The 17022-nt window shown below is 61.3% G+C and carries 12 protein-coding genes; 1 reads left to right on the plus strand and 11 read right to left on the minus strand.

Annotation, left to right across the window (positions count from 1 at the left end):
• Positions 1–20 precede the first annotated feature (20 nt).
• From astB to aotJ, 11 genes are all read right to left on the minus strand, one after another.
• Entirely contained in the window at positions 21–1364 is a 1344-nt protein-coding gene (astB, locus tag HF682_RS05115; RefSeq protein ID WP_168876144.1) for an N-succinylarginine dihydrolase, read from the minus strand.
• 18 nt (positions 1365–1382) lie between these two features.
• Positions 1383–2858, minus strand: a complete 1476-nt coding sequence (gene astD, locus HF682_RS05120; protein WP_168876145.1) for a succinylglutamate-semialdehyde dehydrogenase — start codon at positions 2856–2858, stop codon at positions 1383–1385.
• On the minus strand, positions 2858–3886 hold the full coding sequence (astA, locus tag HF682_RS05125; RefSeq protein WP_168876146.1) for an arginine N-succinyltransferase: 1029 nt from the start codon (positions 3884–3886) through the stop codon (positions 2858–2860). The genes astD and astA (HF682_RS05125) overlap by 1 nt, the downstream gene beginning before the upstream one ends.
• Before the next feature lie 28 nt (positions 3887–3914).
• The gene (gene astA / locus HF682_RS05130; protein ID WP_168876147.1) at positions 3915–4931 is read right to left on the minus strand and encodes an arginine N-succinyltransferase; all 1017 of its coding nucleotides are present in this window, start codon (positions 4929–4931) and stop codon (positions 3915–3917) included.
• A 4-nt stretch (positions 4932–4935) separates the two neighbouring features.
• Entirely contained in the window at positions 4936–6150 is a 1215-nt protein-coding gene (locus HF682_RS05135; protein WP_168876148.1) for an aspartate aminotransferase family protein, read from the minus strand.
• A gap of 106 nt (positions 6151–6256) precedes the next feature.
• Positions 6257–7273, minus strand: coding sequence for a GlxA family transcriptional regulator (locus HF682_RS05140; protein WP_168876149.1), 1017 nt, complete (start codon positions 7271–7273; stop codon positions 6257–6259).
• 44 nt (positions 7274–7317) lie between these two features.
• Positions 7318–8082, minus strand: coding sequence for an ABC transporter ATP-binding protein (locus tag HF682_RS05145; protein ID WP_168876150.1), 765 nt, complete (start codon positions 8080–8082; stop codon positions 7318–7320).
• A gap of 43 nt (positions 8083–8125) precedes the next feature.
• Entirely contained in the window at positions 8126–9244 is a 1119-nt protein-coding gene (locus HF682_RS05150) for a succinylglutamate desuccinylase/aspartoacylase family protein (protein ID WP_168876151.1), read from the minus strand.
• A 2-nt stretch (positions 9245–9246) separates the two neighbouring features.
• Entirely contained in the window at positions 9247–9963 is a 717-nt protein-coding gene (locus tag HF682_RS05155; RefSeq protein WP_168876152.1) for an ABC transporter permease, read from the minus strand.
• Positions 9960–10646, minus strand: coding sequence for an ABC transporter permease (locus HF682_RS05160; protein ID WP_168876153.1), 687 nt, complete (start codon positions 10644–10646; stop codon positions 9960–9962). Before HF682_RS05160 ends, HF682_RS05155 begins: the two co-directional genes overlap by 4 nt.
• A gap of 223 nt (positions 10647–10869) precedes the next feature.
• The gene (aotJ, locus tag HF682_RS05165) at positions 10870–11667 is read right to left on the minus strand and encodes an L-arginine-binding protein AotJ (protein WP_168876154.1); all 798 of its coding nucleotides are present in this window, start codon (positions 11665–11667) and stop codon (positions 10870–10872) included.
• 489 nt (positions 11668–12156) lie between these two features.
• Here aotJ and HF682_RS05170 point away from each other — a divergent pair, with 489 nt between their 5' ends.
• On the plus strand, positions 12157–16977 hold the full coding sequence (locus HF682_RS05170) for an NAD-glutamate dehydrogenase (RefSeq protein WP_168876155.1): 4821 nt from the start codon (positions 12157–12159) through the stop codon (positions 16975–16977).
• Positions 16978–17022 lie beyond the last annotated feature (45 nt).

Genomic DNA, 17022 nt, shown 5'->3' on the forward strand with positions numbered 1-17022 from the left:
AACCCCCGACCGGGATTTTTTTACAGCTGGAAGGGGTAGACCGAACCCAGCCGCAGGATCTGCGTCAGCTGGTCGAGCGCGGTACGGCATTCCTGCAGCAGCGCAGGATCCGCCAGATCGGCCTCGCTCAGCTGATCGCGGTAATGCTTGTCTACCCACTGATTGAGCTGGCGGAACAGCTCATCATTCATCAGCACCGCCGGGTTGACCGCACCCAGCTCGGTCTCGGTCAGCGCCACACGCAAGCGCAGGCAAGCCGGGCCACCACCGTTGCGCATGCTTTGCTTGAGGTCGAACACTTTGTAGCTATCAATCGGGCCGCCACTCTTCACCAGCGTATCCAGATACGCCGCCACACGCGGATTGTCGCGGCACTCTTCCGGCACCACGATCATCATGCGGCCATCCGCTTTGGTCAGCAACTGGCTGTTGAACAGATAGGACTGGATGGCATCTTCCACCGAGACCGCGGCTTCCGGCACTTCGATTGCCTTGAATTCCACCCCTTTGGCGGCCAGCTTGCGCTGCAGCTCGTCCAGCACCCGCTGCTGATCAAGGAAACTGCGCTGGTGGTGAAACAGCACATTCTGGTTGCCAACCGAAATCACATCGTTATGGAATACACCCATGTCGATCACGTCCGGGTCCTGCTGGGCATACACCACGCCGTCATCCGTCAGTCCATGCAGACGGGCAACGGCCTGGCTGGCTTCCAGCGTTTGCCGCGCCGGAAAACGGCGTGGTTCCGGCTGGCCATGTGCGAAGGCGGCACGGCCATAGACGAAGAACTCGACCCCCGGCTTGCCATAGTCGCCACAGAAGCGGGTATGGTTGGCCGCCCCCTCATCCCCAAACGCCGCCACCGGCGGCAGGGCCGCGTGATGGGCAAAGTAATACTCATCGGCGAACATGGCCTTCAGCACCCGGCTAGTGGTCGGGTGTTCAATGGCGCGGTGGAATTTATTGTTGAGGTTGGCGGCGGTGAAATGGACACAGCCGTCCTCGGTATCCGCCGACGGGCTGACGGTGGCCGCATTGGCCGTCCACATGGACGATGCCGAGCTGCAGGCGGCGAGGATGGCCGGTGCCTGCTGCGCTGCCTGGCGGATCACCTCGTGATCCTTGCCGCTGAAACCCAGCTTGCGCAAGGTGGCCACGCTGGGGCGCTCTTGCGGTGCCAGCACGCCTTGCTTGAAACCCATGTCGGCCAGCGCCTTCATTTTCTGCAGCCCTTGCTTGGCCGCCAGCTTCGGGTTGGAATACTGTTTCAGGTTGCTGGTGGAGGCCACATTGCCAAACGACAGCCCGCTGTAGTTGTGGGTAGGGCCAACCAGGCCGTCAAAATTGACTTCAAAGGCACGCATGGGGGAAGAACTCCTGTTTTACAGCACCAGACCCGGGCTGAGGCTGTCCGGCATCTGTAGCGCATCACTTTCCAGCGAGGCCATCGGCCACGCGCAATAATCGGCTGCATAGTAGGCGCTGGGCTTGTGGTTGCCCGAACTGCCAATGCCGCCGAATGGCGCCGCGCTGCTGGCGCCGGTCAAGGGCTTGTTCCAGTTGACGATACCGGCACGGATTTCCAGCAACACCCGGTCATACAGATCACGCCGATCGGACAGCAGCCCGGCTGCCAGGCCAAAGCGGGTAGCGTTGGCCAGCCGTAGCGCCTCATCAAAGTCGGTATAGCGCTGCACTTGTAGCAAGGGGCCAAAGTACTCCTCGTCCGGCAGCTCGGCCACCGTTGTCACATCCAGAATGCCCGGTGTCAGCAACGCCGAGCCCGTATCCGGCTGGGTCAATTGCAGCAGCGGACGCGCACCCAGTGCCAACAGGCGCGCCTGGGCCTGCACCAGCGCCTGTGCCGCCTGCAGGGAAATCACCGCCCCCATGAAGGGCTGCTCGGCGTCATCATAGGCGCCGACCTTGAGCCGGGTGGTGGCCTCGCACAGTTGCTGCAGGAAGGCATCACCCGCCTCGCCATACGGCACCAGCAGACGGCGCGAGCAGGTGCAGCGTTGCCCCGCCGATATGAAGGCGGACTGGATGGTGTGGTGTACCGCTGCGCGGACATCCGAGACATCCTGCACGATCAGCGGATTGTTGCCGCCCATTTCAAGGGCCAGGATCTTTTCCGGCTGACCACTGAACTGCTGGTGCAGCAGGTGGCCGGTCTGCGAGCTGCCGGTAAAGAACAGGCCATCCAGCCCGGGGTGTGCGGCCAGCGCCATGCCGGTTTCACGTCCACCTTGCAGCAGGCCCATCACCCCGGCAGGCAAACCGGCCTCGTGCCACAGCTTGACGGTTTCTTCTGCCACCCACGGCGTCAGCTCGCTGGGCTTGAACAGCACGCAGTTGCCCGCCAGCAGCGCCGGGACAATATGGCCATTCGGCAAATGGCCGGGGAAGTTATAGGGGCCAAACACCGCCACCACACCATGCGGACGGTGGCGCAACACGGCGCGAGCGTCGCCCTGCTGGCCATGCTTCTCACCGGTGCGCTCTTCATACGCCTTGATGGAGATGTCCACCTTGTTGATCATGGTGGCGACTTCGGTCAGTGCCTCCCAGCGCGGCTTGCCGGTTTCGGCGCCGATCACCTCCGCCAGCCTGGCCTTGTGTTCACCGAGCAACACTGCAAAGCGCTTGAGGATGTCGATGCGTGCGCTCAGCGGCTGGCGGGCCCAGGTGGGGAAGGCCGCACGCGCCACAGCCACCGCCGCATCCACATCTACCGGACTGGCGGCCGAAGCCTGCCACAAGGCCGCTTGCGTGATCGGGTGCAGCGATTCCAGCACACTGCCGTGCCCGGTACGCCATTGCCCACCCCAATACAGGGCTGGATGCAAAATCGACATTACATATTCTCCTTCGGAATCAGCGGTACAGCACGCAGCAGGTCGCCCGGCGCGACGTCCAGCGCGGCGGCCTCTTCGGCGCTGAGCGGGAAGACTTCGCCCAGCTGGCTGGCGCGCGCCAGAATGCTGCGATAGTGGTCATAGCGGGTGTTGGACACCAGATAAACCTCCCCCTCCCCCGCTTCCGGCTGCACCGAAGCATGGTAGAGGCGGCTGTCCTTCACGGCGCGGATATCGCGTACATAGGCTTCCAGCGTCGGGCCCGCGTCGAAAATATCAACATAGCCTTCATAGCGCAGGCCTTCTGCCGTCAGCATGGCGCGTGCCGGCTCGGTCTGCGGGTGGACCGCGCCGATCACCGCCTGGGCTTCATCGGTCAGAAAGGTAACGTAGAGCGGGTGTTTGGGCATCAGCTCGGCCACAAACGACTTCTGCCCGATGCCGGTCAGGTAGTCCGCGCGTGAGAAGTCGATCGAGAAGAAGTGCCTTCCCAGGCTTTCCCAGAAGGGCGAGCGGCCTTGCTCGTCCGACACACCGCGCATCTCGGCCACCAGCTTTTCGGCAAACCGCTCCTGGAATTCGGCCAGAAACAGGAAGCGCGATTTGGAGAGCAGCGAGCCATTGCGGCTGTGGCGATAGTCGGGGTCGAGGAACAGCGAGCACAGCTCGCTGTAGCCGGTATGGTCATTACTGAGGAACAGCGTAGGCATCTGGGTGTAGACATCCAGCTCCTTGCTGGCGTGCACCAGGGTGCCCACGCGGTAGTTGTACCATGGCTCGGACAGGCCCACCGCCACCTCAATGGCGCAGATACCCACTACCCGCCGCTCGCTCAAGTCTTCCAGCGCGAACACATAGCTTTGCTCTTCGCGGCTGGCTTCGCCGCGCCAGGTGCGTACCGCGCGGTCGATCTTGGCAGCCAGACGCTCTTCATTCTGCGGCAAGGTGGTCACGCCAATGCCGGCCTTGCTGGCCAGTTGCATCAGCGCAGACACGTCATCGCTGCGGATCGGGCGAACGATCATCATGGGGAGGGACTTTCAGAGAACAGTTTGCTTACAAGCGGGTCAGGCGGACTTCATCGCCGTCGTCGAGTTCCAGGGCATCAGCCACTTGCTGCGCCAGCAGCAGCTCATCCGGCAGGGTCTCTGGCAACTGCAGCAGCATGGCGCGGAATCGCATCACGGCCGTGCTGGCCACCAGATACCACACCTGCCCGGCAGGCTGTTTGCCTCGCCTTACCGGGCGCAGCTGGCTTTCACGCACGCTGCGCAAGGCGTCACGACGGGCTCGGACCACCGGGCCACCGTCGAAAATCTCGATGTAGTTGTCCGCTTCAAAACCTTCACTGAGCAGGATGTTGAAGGGCAGCATGGAACCGCTGTGCACTTGCCCCATGGCCTGCTGGGCAGCATCGGACAAGAGCGGGACATAGATCGGATAGTGCGGCATCAACTCGGCGATGAAGGTCTTGTCCTTCACCCCCGAGAAGTATTCGGCCTGGTTGTAGTCGATACCGAAGAATTTGCGGCCAACACTTTCCCAGAACGGTGCCTTGCCCTGCGCATCACACACCCCCGGCAAAAACGCCATCAAGTTACTGGCAAAACGCTGCGGGTGCTGGGCGATGAACAGCAACCGGGCACGCGACAGCAGGCGCGGGTAGTGGGTGCCGGCCAGCTCGGGGTCGATGTAGAACGAGCAGAGCTGGGTATCGCCGGTGAGGTCATGGCTGAGCGTCAGCGCGTGGATGCGGTTATGCACCTTGAGCTGACGGGAAGCATGCACAATGATGTCATTGCGGTAGACGTAGAATGGCTCAGAGTAGCCTGCATAGGCCACCAGCGCCGAGGTACCGTGCAGCTGCCCGGTGGCCACATTCTCCAGCACGAAGAAGTAGCTCTCCTCACCGTAGACCTCGACCTCGCTCTCCATCGAGTGCGAAGACGCCTTGATCTTCTCGAACAGGCGGTCACGATGTGCGGGCAGCGTATGCACCGCCGGGCCGCTGGCCGTGGCCATGCGCTCGATCTGCGCAAGGTCTGCCAGTCGGCTCGGGCGAACGATCAGCACGACATCAGCCCTTTACCACACGGGCGACGGCACGCTCGAAGCGGGCCAGCCCTTCGGTGACATCCGCTTCCGGAATATTCAGCGCAGGCGCAAAGCGCACCACATTCGGCCCGGCAATCAGCGAGATCAGGCCCTCGGCTTCGCCCGCACGGCTGAAGTCTTTGGCACGTCCGGCATAATCACTGTGCAGTTCGCAGCCAATCAGCAGGCCGCTACCGCGGATGGCGCTGAAAATGCCGTGACGGCGGTTGATGGCGTTCAGCCCTTCGATAAACAGCTGATGCCGCCACTTGACCCCCCCCAGCACCTCCGGCGTATTGATGATTTCCAGCGCCCTGCCCGCCACCGCTGCAGCCAGCGGGTTGCCGCCGTAGGTGGTGCCGTGGCTGCCCACCGAGAAGCTCGCCGCCACCTTGTCAGTAGTCAGCATCGCGCCGACCGGGAAGCCGCCACCGAGAGCCTTGGCACTGGTCATGATGTCCGGCGTCACGTTGTGGTTCATATAAGCGTACAGCGCGCCGGTGCGGCCCACACCGGTCTGCACTTCATCAAACACCAGCAGGGCGTTGTGCTTGTCGCACAGTGCACGCAGGCCTTCGAGGAAACCGGGCGCAGCGGGGATCACGCCGCCCTCGCCTTGCACCGGCTCCACCATGACTGCGCAGGTCTTATCCGAAATCAGCGCTTCTGCAGCGGCCAGATCGTTATATGGCGCATGGTGGATACCACCCGGCAGCGGGCCGAAATCGGCGGAATACTTAGGCTGCCCCCCTACCGACACCGCAAACAGGGTACGGCCATGGAAGGCATTGCTGAACGCCACGATTTCATGCTTTTCCGGGCTGAAATGGTCACGTGCATACTTGCGGGCCAGCTTCAATGCGGCTTCGTTGGCCTCTGAGCCGGAATTGCAGACGAACACCCGATCCGCAAAGGTGGCGTCCACCAGCTGCTGTGCCAGCCGCAGCACCGGCTCATTGGTAAAGGCATTGCTGATGTGCCACAGCTTTTGTGCCTGCTCGTGCAAGGCGGCGACCAGGTCCGGGTGCGCATGACCCAGACCATTGACGGCGATCCCGGCGGCAAAATCCACGTACTCGCGACCGTCCTGATCCCACACACGAGAACCGGCCCCACGCACCGGTACAAAGGCAGCCGGTGCAAACATCGGCACCATCACTTCATCAAAGGTCTGGCGGGTAACAGCACGTTGTGACATGGTTTCCTCAAGCATCAAATGACCCGGCATCATCCGGGGAATGTAGTGAATTGTAACGAAATCGCCATCGGCGTCATTTCTTTGATGCGACGCTGATGTATATCTGTCAGCCCCCTGCCCCCTCACGGCCTTCCTCGCCGCCTACGGCACCCAGCCCGGCCCGCTGACTGCGCTCTTCGCGCGGCGTCAGTCCGAAGTGGCCCCGGTAGGTGCTAGAGAAATGCGGCCCGCTGGAAAATCCGCAGGACAGGCCAATCTGCACGATAGACTTGCTAGTATTGATCAGCAACTGCCGCGCCCGATTCAGGCGCAATTCCAGATAATACTTGGAGGGGACACTGTTCAGATACTGTTTGAACAAGCGCTCCAGCTGTCGCCGCGACAAACCGACATAACCGGCGATGTCGTCAGTGGTCAGCGGCTCTTCGATATTGGCTTCCATCAGCATCACCGCTTCGGACAGCTTGGGCTGGCTGCCGCCGATGCGCGCCACCAAGGGCACCCGCTGCCGGTCATTGGGGGTTCGCACCCGCTCCAGGCACAGCAGCTCGGATAGGTCAGAAGCCAGCTCCATGCCCTGCCGCTCGCCAATCAGGTGCAGCATCAGGTCCAGCGTGGCGGCTCCACCGGCACAGCTGATGCGGTCACGATCGACTTCAAACACATTGCTGCTGACGATCACGCCTTCAAAGCTTTCGCTCAAGCGGGATTGCACCTGCCAGTGGATGGTGGCCCGATAGCCGTTGAGCACCCCGGCACGCGCCAGCCACCAGCTCCCCGCACCGATCCCGCCCAGCACCACCCGCTGCTGCCCTAGGTGGGCCAGATGTTGCAACAGCGCGTCCCCATCCTTCACCGGCTGGATGTCGTCCGCCACCACCAGCAGCATGTCAAGGGTGGGCGCGTGCGATACCGCCAGATCCACCGGCCACTGCCCGCCGCCAAACAACGGGACGGGCTTGCCATCCATCGACAGGGTCAGGTAATCATAGGCCCGGGTACCGAGGGTGCGGTTGACCCAGCCCAGCGGGTCCAGCACGGCGGCAATGCCCAGCGCACTGCAAGGCGGCAACAAAAGCACGCCGACACGTAGCGGGGGTTGGACAGGTGAGGCAGGGGTCATGGCGGGATCAGGCCCGACGGAGAACGCCGGGCCGGGGTCAAACCTTACTTGAGGGCGCCGGACAGGAACTGCTTGAGCCGTTCACTGCGGGTATTGCCAAACACTTCACTGGGGTGGCCTTGCTCCTCAATCTGCCCCTGATGCAGGAAAATCACGTGGTTGGACACTTCACGGGCGAAGGCCATTTCATGGGTTACCACAATCATGGTGCGTCCTTCTTCCGCCAGCTTTTGCATCACCTTCAGCACTTCACCCACCAGCTCCGGGTCCAGCGCCGAGGTCGGCTCGTCGAACAGCATCACTTCCGGCTCCATCGCCAGCGCGCGGGCAATCGCCACCCGTTGCTGCTGACCACCCGACATATGCGAGGGGTATTTGTCTTCCACCCCTTTGAGGCCCACCTTTTCCAGATACTTGCGGGCACGGGCAATGGCTTCATCCTTGGGTACACCCAGCACATGCACCGGGCCTTCGATGATGTTTTCCAGTGCCGTCATGTGCGCCCACAGGTTGAAATGCTGAAACACCATCGACAGCTTGGTACGCATGCGTTGCAACTGTTTCTGGTCGACCACCCGCAGGCGACCTTGCTTGTCGCTCTCGGTGCGGATCTCTTCACCATTGAGCGAGATGCTGCCCGCATTGGGTTGCTCAAGGAAGTTGATACAACGCAAGAAGGTACTCTTGCCGGAGCCGCTGGAGCCGATGATGCTGATCACGTCCCCGGCATTGGCAGAGAGGGACACCCCTTTCAGCACTTCGTGGTTACCATATTTTTTATGCAGGTCTTTGACGGCTAAGGTGGTCATGGGATGAATTCCTGGTATGCGTTCAATTCGGGTTCACGGCGCTTTACTGGCTGAGCAGGTTGCCGCTGCGGATCGGCGTCGATCCGGCGATACGGGCAAGGCTCGCGCCACACGTGGCAAAGCGCAGAAAATGGCGAGCGTACAGCACGCCTTCAATACTGGCATGGAGGGTAGTAACGCGGTCGCTGAGCGGGTCCACCACGTCGACCACCGGGTCGCCAGGGCGCAGCCACGCGCCGGGCTCGGCACGGTAAACCACCACCCCGCTGTGCGGAGCCTGCAGCGACTCCGTACCACTCAAGGGCGTGGCATCGTGCAGCAGTGGCGGCAGAGCCGGGGGCGGCAGGTCCACATAGCCCTGGTGCGCCAGATAGCCGAGCAAGGCATCGGCATCGTGCTCGGCATTCGCCCAGCTGACTTCACTCTGCCCGCGCAGCTCCAGGGTGGCCGCTACGCTGCCATTCGGGATCGGATAATCCGGAAAGCGCCCGCGCAACTGCCACCAGATCTGACTGTTGGCTTCGTCAAAGCAGAAGCTGTCGCCAGACACCGTGGCCAGCAGTGAGGCATGCGCCCCCAGCAGTTGTGCCAGTGGTTTCAGTGTCTCCCACAGCGGGTCGGCGGTATACAGGTGGAATACCGCTTCCCAGTCGCAATGCAGGTCCAGCACCAGATCGGCATCGACCGACAGTGACAGCAAAGCCAGACGCATGGCCTCCAGCTCCGTGCCGGGCTGCAGCGTCGCCAGTGCCTGCTTGACCCGCTCGCGGATGACGCGCTGGTTGTGCAGCGGGTCCTGCGTCAGCACCTCAGCCAGCCCCTCCACGATCAGCGCCGCCAGATCGGGGTAGCTGCGGTTGAAGTTCTCTCCAGTCAGCTGCTCAAAGCGGCCGGTATGGCTGCCTTGCACATGCTGGTTAAGGCCAATGGGGTTGGCCACCGGCACCAGCACGATCTCGGCACGCAGCTTGCCTTCCGCCTCCAGCTGCGCCAGCCGTTGCTTCAGCACATGGTTGACCAGCATGCCGGGCAGCTCATCGGCATGCAGCGAGGACTGCAGATAAGCCTTGCGGCCGCTGTCTTGCGGGCCGTAGTGGAAACTGACTATTGCCCGTTCGGTGCCCAGCGACTGGGCCAGCAGTGGGATACGTCGAGTTTCCATGATCAGTGCTTCCGTGGCGCGAGGTAAGCCAGCCAGCGCTTCTCGGCCAGACGGAACAGGCCCAGCAGCAGGAAGGTGAGGATCAGGTAGATCACCCCGGCGGCGATGAAGCCCTCAAACGGTGCGTAGTACTTGGAGTAGACATTGCGGCCAGCACCGGTCAGGTCCACCAGCGTCACCGCACTGGCAATCGAGCTGCCTTGCAGCATGAAGATCACTTCATTGCTGTACGCCGGAATGGAGCGGCGCAGCGCGGACGGCAACACGATGCGGCGGACCATGGTAAACCAGCTCATGCCGATGGCCCGTGCCGCTTCAATCTCGCCGTAGGCAATGTTCTTCATCGCCCCGGCAAAGATCTCGGTGGTATAGGCCGCCGTATTGAGGGTAAAGGTGAACAGCGCGCAGAAGTAAGGCTCACGGAAGGGCAGGATCAGCGGATTTTCCGCCGCCCACTGCTCCTGCACCCACTCCAGCCCGGCAAAGCCGTTGTACACAATGAACAGCTGAATCAGCATCGGCGTGCCGCGCATGTAGTAGGTGAAGGCCCATACTGGCTTCGAGACCCACGGATTGCGCGAGCAGCGCAGCAAGGCCAGCCCGATGGCCAGCACCACCCCAAGGATCAGACAAGTACCCACCAGTTTGAGGGTCAACAACAGGCCGTACAGGTATTCCATCCGGCTGTCGTAAATGATCTGCAGGTTGAAGTCGTTCATAGTTCACCTGCCCTGACGCCCAAGGAGTAGCGTCGTTCCAGATAACGGAAACCAGCCGAAGAAATGGCGGTCAATCCCAGATAGATGAAGCTGGCAGCCAGCAGGAACTGCATCGGCTTGCCTGCGCTGCGACCGGCGGTATCCGCCACGTACAGCAGCTCGGCCAGACCGGTCATGGAAATCACGGCCGTACTTTTGAGCAAGACCAGCCAGTTGTTGCTGATGCTCGGCAGCGCATAACGCACCATTTGCGGGAACATCACGCGGCGGAACACCTGCATCGGAGTCATGCCGTAGGCCGCACCAGCTTCCAGCTGCCCTTTTTGCACTGCCATGAAGGCGCCACGGAAGGATTCGGTAAAGTAGGCGCCGTAGATGAAGCCCAGCGTCAGGATGCCCACCACAAACTGATTGAAGTCGATATGCGGCAGGTTGTGCGATTCGACAAAGTTGTTGAACAGGATTTGGCCACCAAAGAACAGCAGCAGCATCCAGACCAGATCCGGCACACCGCGGATCACTGTCGTATAGAGGGTTGCCATCCATCGCAACGGGGGAACGGTTGACAGCTTGCAGGCGGCACCGATCAACCCCAGCACACAGGCAAGGATGACCGACAGCACGCCTACCCTGACGGTCACCCAAGTGCCGTCAAGCAATTGGCTTGCGTATTCAGACCACATTTTTGTGTTGTTTTCCTGACAGGTGGCAGAGGCTCATTATTATGTCGTCCGGGCCCAATCCCCGGCCTCGTGCCTGTTGTACACCCATGACCGCCCGGTGCGGGCGGGCCAGCAACATGACTACCTCAGGGCGAGGGCACCCTGAATGACAACGCCCCGACCAGGCAGGTACTGCATGTTTCGTGCCGGTCGGGGCGCCATCGGGGTTCAGCCTGTGTAAGACTTAGCCGCCGTAAACGTCAAACTTGAAGTATTTGCCGTTGATCTTGCCATACTTGCCACTCTTGCGAATGGCGTCGATGGCTTTGTTGAAGGCGTCGCGCAGGTCTTTGTCTTCCTTGCGCACTGCCACACCGGCGCCTTCACCCAGCACGGCCTTCTCTTCCGGAGTTTTGCCGAACATGGGCTCGCCCACAAACTTGAAGTCCTTGCCTTCCGGCTTCTTCAGGAAGCCTTCTGATGCTTCCACCGAATCCTGGAAGGAGGCATCCACACGGCCTGCCTTCAGGTCCATGTACACTTCATCCTGCTTGGCGTAACGCACCACCTTGGCACCCTTCGGTTCCCAGAACTTGGAAACGAACTGGTCGGCAATGGTACCGCGCTGCACGCCAATCTTGACGTCCTTCAGGTGCTCAGGCTTGGCATCCTTGATCTTGGTGTTGTTCTTGGCCACCAGGCGTTGCGGGGTGTTGTAGTACTTCTTGCTGAAGTCCACCTTCTGCTTGCGCTCTTCGTTGATGGACATGGAAGCGATGATGGCGTCGAACTTCTTGGCTTGCAGCGCCGGGATCATGCCGTCCCAGTCTTGCTTCACCAGCGTGCACTTGGCCTTCATTTCTTCGCACAGCGCCATGGCGATATCAATGTCGAAACCGACAATGGAGCCATCCGGCTTGGTTTCGGAGAACGGGGGGTACGCACCCTCCACGCCGATGCGGATTTCTTTCCAGTCCTTGGCGAATGCGCCCATCGATGCGACAGATGCAGCCAGCGTCAGCGCGGCAATAGCCTTCTTCATGCAACCTTCTCCTCTGGTTTGTCGGGCCGGGCGATACATCGTCGATCCCGGTCCCTGCGGGTCTTGCGGGCGCGCTCCCCGTTCCGTGTCTGAAAACCGGGCCAGCACCTGCTTCAGGTCCATCACCTTCCGGCTCAAACCGTCCGGAAGTGGGTGACGGCAATAATGTCATGAATATTTATAGGCTACAATGTAAAACGCCTGCCCCGATCCGCACCAGCCTAGTACAGCAACATATTCAGGCACCAGGAATCAGCAGACAAAACGTTTAATATCATTGACTTAAGCTATATTGTTACCCATAAAAGCGGGGTGAATGACGATTTACTTAAACGCCATTCTGTAACTTGGTGTCGCATTCCGGAAATATCCCCCCTGTCCGCAGGTCTAGAATGCGCCTGAGCCGTGGTGGCCCCCCTCTCAGGTGATCCCTGAACTGCCACCCGCCCTGCTGGCCGCCAGTCAGCCCCGACAAGAGAGACAACAACAATGACGCAAACCCCGATGTCCGACCTGCAAGCCCTGATCGAGCAGGTACAGACCATTGCTCGTGAAAAACTGCCCGCAGCCCAGGTCAAGAAGATGTTGCCCTACCTGCAGGCCTACTTTGATGATGCCAACGTCGATGATCTGAGCACCCTGCCCGCGGTAGACCTGCTGGGTGCGGCCAGCAGCCATTTGCAGCTGGCGCAGCAACGTGTGACCGGTGAACCCAACATCCGCATCTACAACCCGGAATTCGATATTCACGGTTGGCAATCCACCCACACCATCATCGAGATGGTGAACGACGACATGCCTTTCCTGGTGGATTCGGTCACCATGGCTCTGTACCGCCGTGGCCTGTCACTGCACGTGCTGCTGCACCCGGTGCTCTCGGTGAGCCGGGACAGCAAAGGCAAGCTGACGAGCGTGGCCGAGGCCAGCGATGAAACCCCGGTGCGGGAATCCTTCATCCATATCCAGATCGACCGCCAGACCGACAAAGCCACATTGGCTGCACTGCAGGCCGACCTGCAGCAGGTGCTGACGGACATTCGCGCCGCTGTCAGCGACGAAGCCACCATGCGCCAGCACCTGCAAGAAGCGATTGCCTCGCTGGCCAGCGCACCGGCCCAGGCCGGGGATACGGCAGAATTTGCTGAATTCCTCGGCTGGATCGAGCGCAACAATTTTGTATTGCTGGGCTATGCCGACTATCAAGCCAAGAGCGGCAAGGCCACCGAGATCACACTGGTGGAAGGCTCGGGCCTCGGCATCCTGCGCGATACCGACCATCCGGTCTACGCCCAGTGCCTGAAAGGCATCCCCGGCGAGCTGGTGGAACTGAAAAAGCGGCCGGAAGCCCTGACGCTGGTAAAGGCGGATGCCCACTCCACCATCCACCGCCCGGGTCACCTGGACTTTATCGGCGTCAAACGCTACGACAGCAAGGGCAATGTGGTAGGGGACCGCTGCTTTGTTGGCCTGTACACCGCCACGGCTTACCACGCCTCCCCCAGTGACATCCCGGTGCTGCGCAAGAAAGTGGCTTTCGTACGGCAGGCGTGCGACTACATCGAAAACAGCCACCGCGAAAAAACCCTGCTCAACGTGCTGGAAACTTATCCGCGTGATGAGCTGATCGAAATGCCTGCCGACATCCTGCTGAAATTTGCACAGGGTATCGTCGGTTTGCAAGAACGCCCGCGCGTACGGGTGTTTGTGCGGGACGACCGCTTTGGCCGCTATGTCTCCGCGTTGGTCTATCTGCCGCGTGACGCTTTCAATACCGAAGTGCGGCTGAAGATGAACCAGATCCTGCTGCAGGCGTTTGGTGGTGAAAGCAGTGAATTCAATGTAATGCTGTCCGAGAGCAATCTGGCGCGCATCCAGTTCAATATCCGTACCCCGATCGGGCAGCTGCCGGAGTTCAGCGAGCAGCAGATCGAAGCTGACATTGCGCGCGCGGTGCGCGGCTGGAAAGACGAATTGCTGCAGTCGCTGCTGGAACAGCATGGCGAAGAGCGTGGCAACAACCTGTTCCGCCGCTATGGCGAAGGTTTCCCGGCGGCTTACCGCGAAGAATTCCTGCCACGCAGCGCCGTGAGTGATCTGGACAAGATGGAGTCGCTGTCCGCCGATTGCACGCTGGCGATGAAACTGTACGCACCGCAGCGCGACGATGGCAGCCATCAGCACTTCAAGCTGTTCCGCCTCAACCAGTCGATTGGCCTCTCCAATGCCTTGCCGATGCTGGAAAACCTGGGCGTGACGGTGCTGGACGAACATCCCTACCGCATCGAACTGGAAGACGGTAGCCAGGTGTCCATCAGCGATTACGGCCTGCAGCTGGGTAGCGAGAGTGCGCGGGATACCTTGCAGAACGACGCCAAGGTGCGTGAGGCGTTCCAGGAACTGTTCGCCAAGGTGTTCCACAAGCAATGCGAGAACGACGGCTTCAACCGCCTGACCCTGCTGGCCGGGCTGAACTGGCGTCAGGTCAGCGTGGTGCGTGCCTACGCCAAGTATCTGCGCCAGGCAGGCCTCACCTTCAGCCAGAGCTATGTCGAGCAATGTCTGGCCAACTATCCGCAGCTGGTGCGGCTGATGCTGGCGCTGTTCGAAGCCCGCCTGTCCCCCACCGCACACGATGCTGCACAGGCCGAGCAACTGACGGCAGATATCCGCGCCGGGCTGGATGATGTCGCCAACCTGGACGAAGACCGCATCCTCAATGGTTTCCTGACCCTGATCCTGGCCACCCGCCGCACCAACTTCTGGCAGCTGGATGCGCACGGCCAGCCCAAGCCTTATCTGTCGTTCAAGCTGGAAAGCGGGCAGATTCCGTTCCTGCCGGATCCAAAACCGCTGTTCGAAATCTGGGTGTACAGCCCACGGGTAGAGGGCGTGCACCTGCGTGGCGCCAAGGTGGCGCGTGGCGGCCTGCGCTGGTCGGACCGCATGGAAGACTTCCGCACCGAGGTGCTGGGCCTGGTGAAGGCGCAGATGGTGAAGAACGCGGTGATCGTGCCGATGGGCTCCAAGGGCGGCTTTGTCGGCAAGCAGCTGCCACCGGTCAGCGACCGTGATGCCTGGCTGGCGGAAGGCATTGCCTGCTACAAGATGTTCATTTCCGGCCTGCTGGACATCACCGACAACATCGTCAGCGGCAAGATCGTACCCCCGGCCAATGTGCACCGGCTGGACCCGGATGACCCCTATCTGGTGGTGGCAGCCGACAAGGGCACGGCCACCTTCTCCGACATCGCCAATGGCATTTCTGCCGAATACGGCTTCTGGCTGGCGGATGCATTTGCCTCAGGCGGCTCTGCCGGTTACGACCACAAGGGCATGGGCATTACCGCCAAGGGCGCGTGGGAATCGGTCAAGCGCAGCTTCCGCCATCTGGGCATCGACACCCAGACCACCGACTTCACGGTGATCGGTATTGGTGACATGTCAGGCGACGTGTTCGGCAACGGTATGCTGTTGTCGCAGCATATCCGCCTGCTGGCCGCATTCGACCATCGCCACATCTTCCTTGATCCGAACCCGGACGCCGCCCGCAGTTTTGCGGAGCGCCAGCGCCTGTTCGCCCTGCCCCGCTCCAGCTGGGCCGATTACGACAGCGCGCTGATCTCGGAAGGCGGCGGCATTCACCCGCGTAATGCCAAGTCGATTGCGCTGACCGCACCGGTGAAAGCCTGGCTGGGGGTGAGCGTAGACAGCATGACGCCGACCGAGCTGATCCACCACATCCTGAAAGCCCCGGCCGACCTGCTGTACAACGGCGGCATTGGCACCTATGTGAAAGCCAGCACGCAAAGCCATGCCGAAGCCAACGACCGTTCCTGCGATCCGATCCGGGTCAACGGCAATGATCTGCGGGTGAAGGTATTGGCCGAAGGCGGCAACCTCGGCTGCACCCAGCTGGGCCGTATCGAGTTCGCCCTCAACGGCGGCCGCATCTGCACCGACGCCATCGACAACTCGGCAGGCGTGGACTGCTCCGACCATGAGGTGAACATCAAGATCCTGCTCGGCCAGATCGTGGCCGGTGGTGACATGACCCTGAAGCAGCGCAATGTGCTGCTGGCAGAGATGACCGATGAAGTCGGTCAGCTGGTGCTGGCCAACAACTATGCGCAAACCCAGGTGATTGCCGTCGGCCAGCAGATTGCACCGTCGATGCTCAATACCCATGCCCGCTTCATCCAGCACCTGGAACATACCGGGCAAATGAACCGCAAGCTGGAGTTCCTGCCGGACGAAGCCCGCTTCAATGAGCGCCGTCTGGCCAAGCGTGGCTTGACCCCGCCAGAAGTCGCCGTGCTGATCGCCTACAGCAAGATCGAGCTGTACCAGAACCTGCTGCAGAGCGATTTGCCGGATCAGCCCGACTTTGAGGACATGCTGGTGGAGTACTTCCCGCTGCCGCTGCAGCAGAAGTTCCGCGAGGCGATGGGCAGCCATGTGCTGCGCCGCGAGATCATTGCCAACCAGATGGCCAATGAAATCGTCAACCGCATGGGCAGCACCTTCGTGTTCCGCCTGCAGGAAGAAAGCGCAGTGCCTGCAGCGGATATTGCCCGTGCCTGGCAAGCCGCCAGCCGCATTCTGGACGCCCGTGCGCTGTACCGTCAGATCGAGGCACTGGACAATGTGGCTCCCGCTGCCGTGCAGGCCGACATGATGCTGCAGGTCCGCACCCTGGTGGAACGTGCCTGCCGCTGGTTGATGCGCAATCGCCGCCCGATCACCCCGGTGAACGAGATCATCGCGGCTTTCCGCCCCTCGGTGGAGAAGCTGCTGGGCGACGTCAGCAAGCTGATTCCGTCTGCCGGTTACGCGCAGATTGCCAAGCGCGAAAGCCAGCTGATCGAGCAGAACGTACCGGCCGCACTGGCCGCCATGGTGGCACGGATGGACGAGCTGGTATCCGTGTTTGACATCATCGAGGTGGCACACGGCAACCAGCTGGCGCTGGATGTGGTGGCGGCCAACTGGTTTGCCTTGGGTCGCGCACTGCAGCTGGACTGGCTGCGGCAGGTCATCACCCGTCTGCCGCGCGACAATCGCTGGCAGTCGCTGGCACGTACCGCTTTGCGTGACGACCTGCATCGCCAGCAGCGGGCCCTGCTCAGCCGGGCACTGGCAGAAAGCAAGGATTGCGCAACCGACCTGCAGGTGACCGACTGGCTGGTGAAGCATGAGCATGCCGTCCATGTGTGCCAGCAGATGTTTGCCGAGCTGCAATCCTACGATCAGCTGGACCTGGCCATGCTGTCCGCCGGCATGCGTGAGCTGCACAATCACCTGATGGTGTAAGCGCAAGGGCTGCTCTGGTTTATTCGGGGCAGCCCGCCTTTTCAG

This window comes from Leeia aquatica (genome assembly GCF_012641365.1).
Lineage (GTDB): Bacteria > Pseudomonadota > Gammaproteobacteria > Burkholderiales > Leeiaceae > Leeia > Leeia aquatica.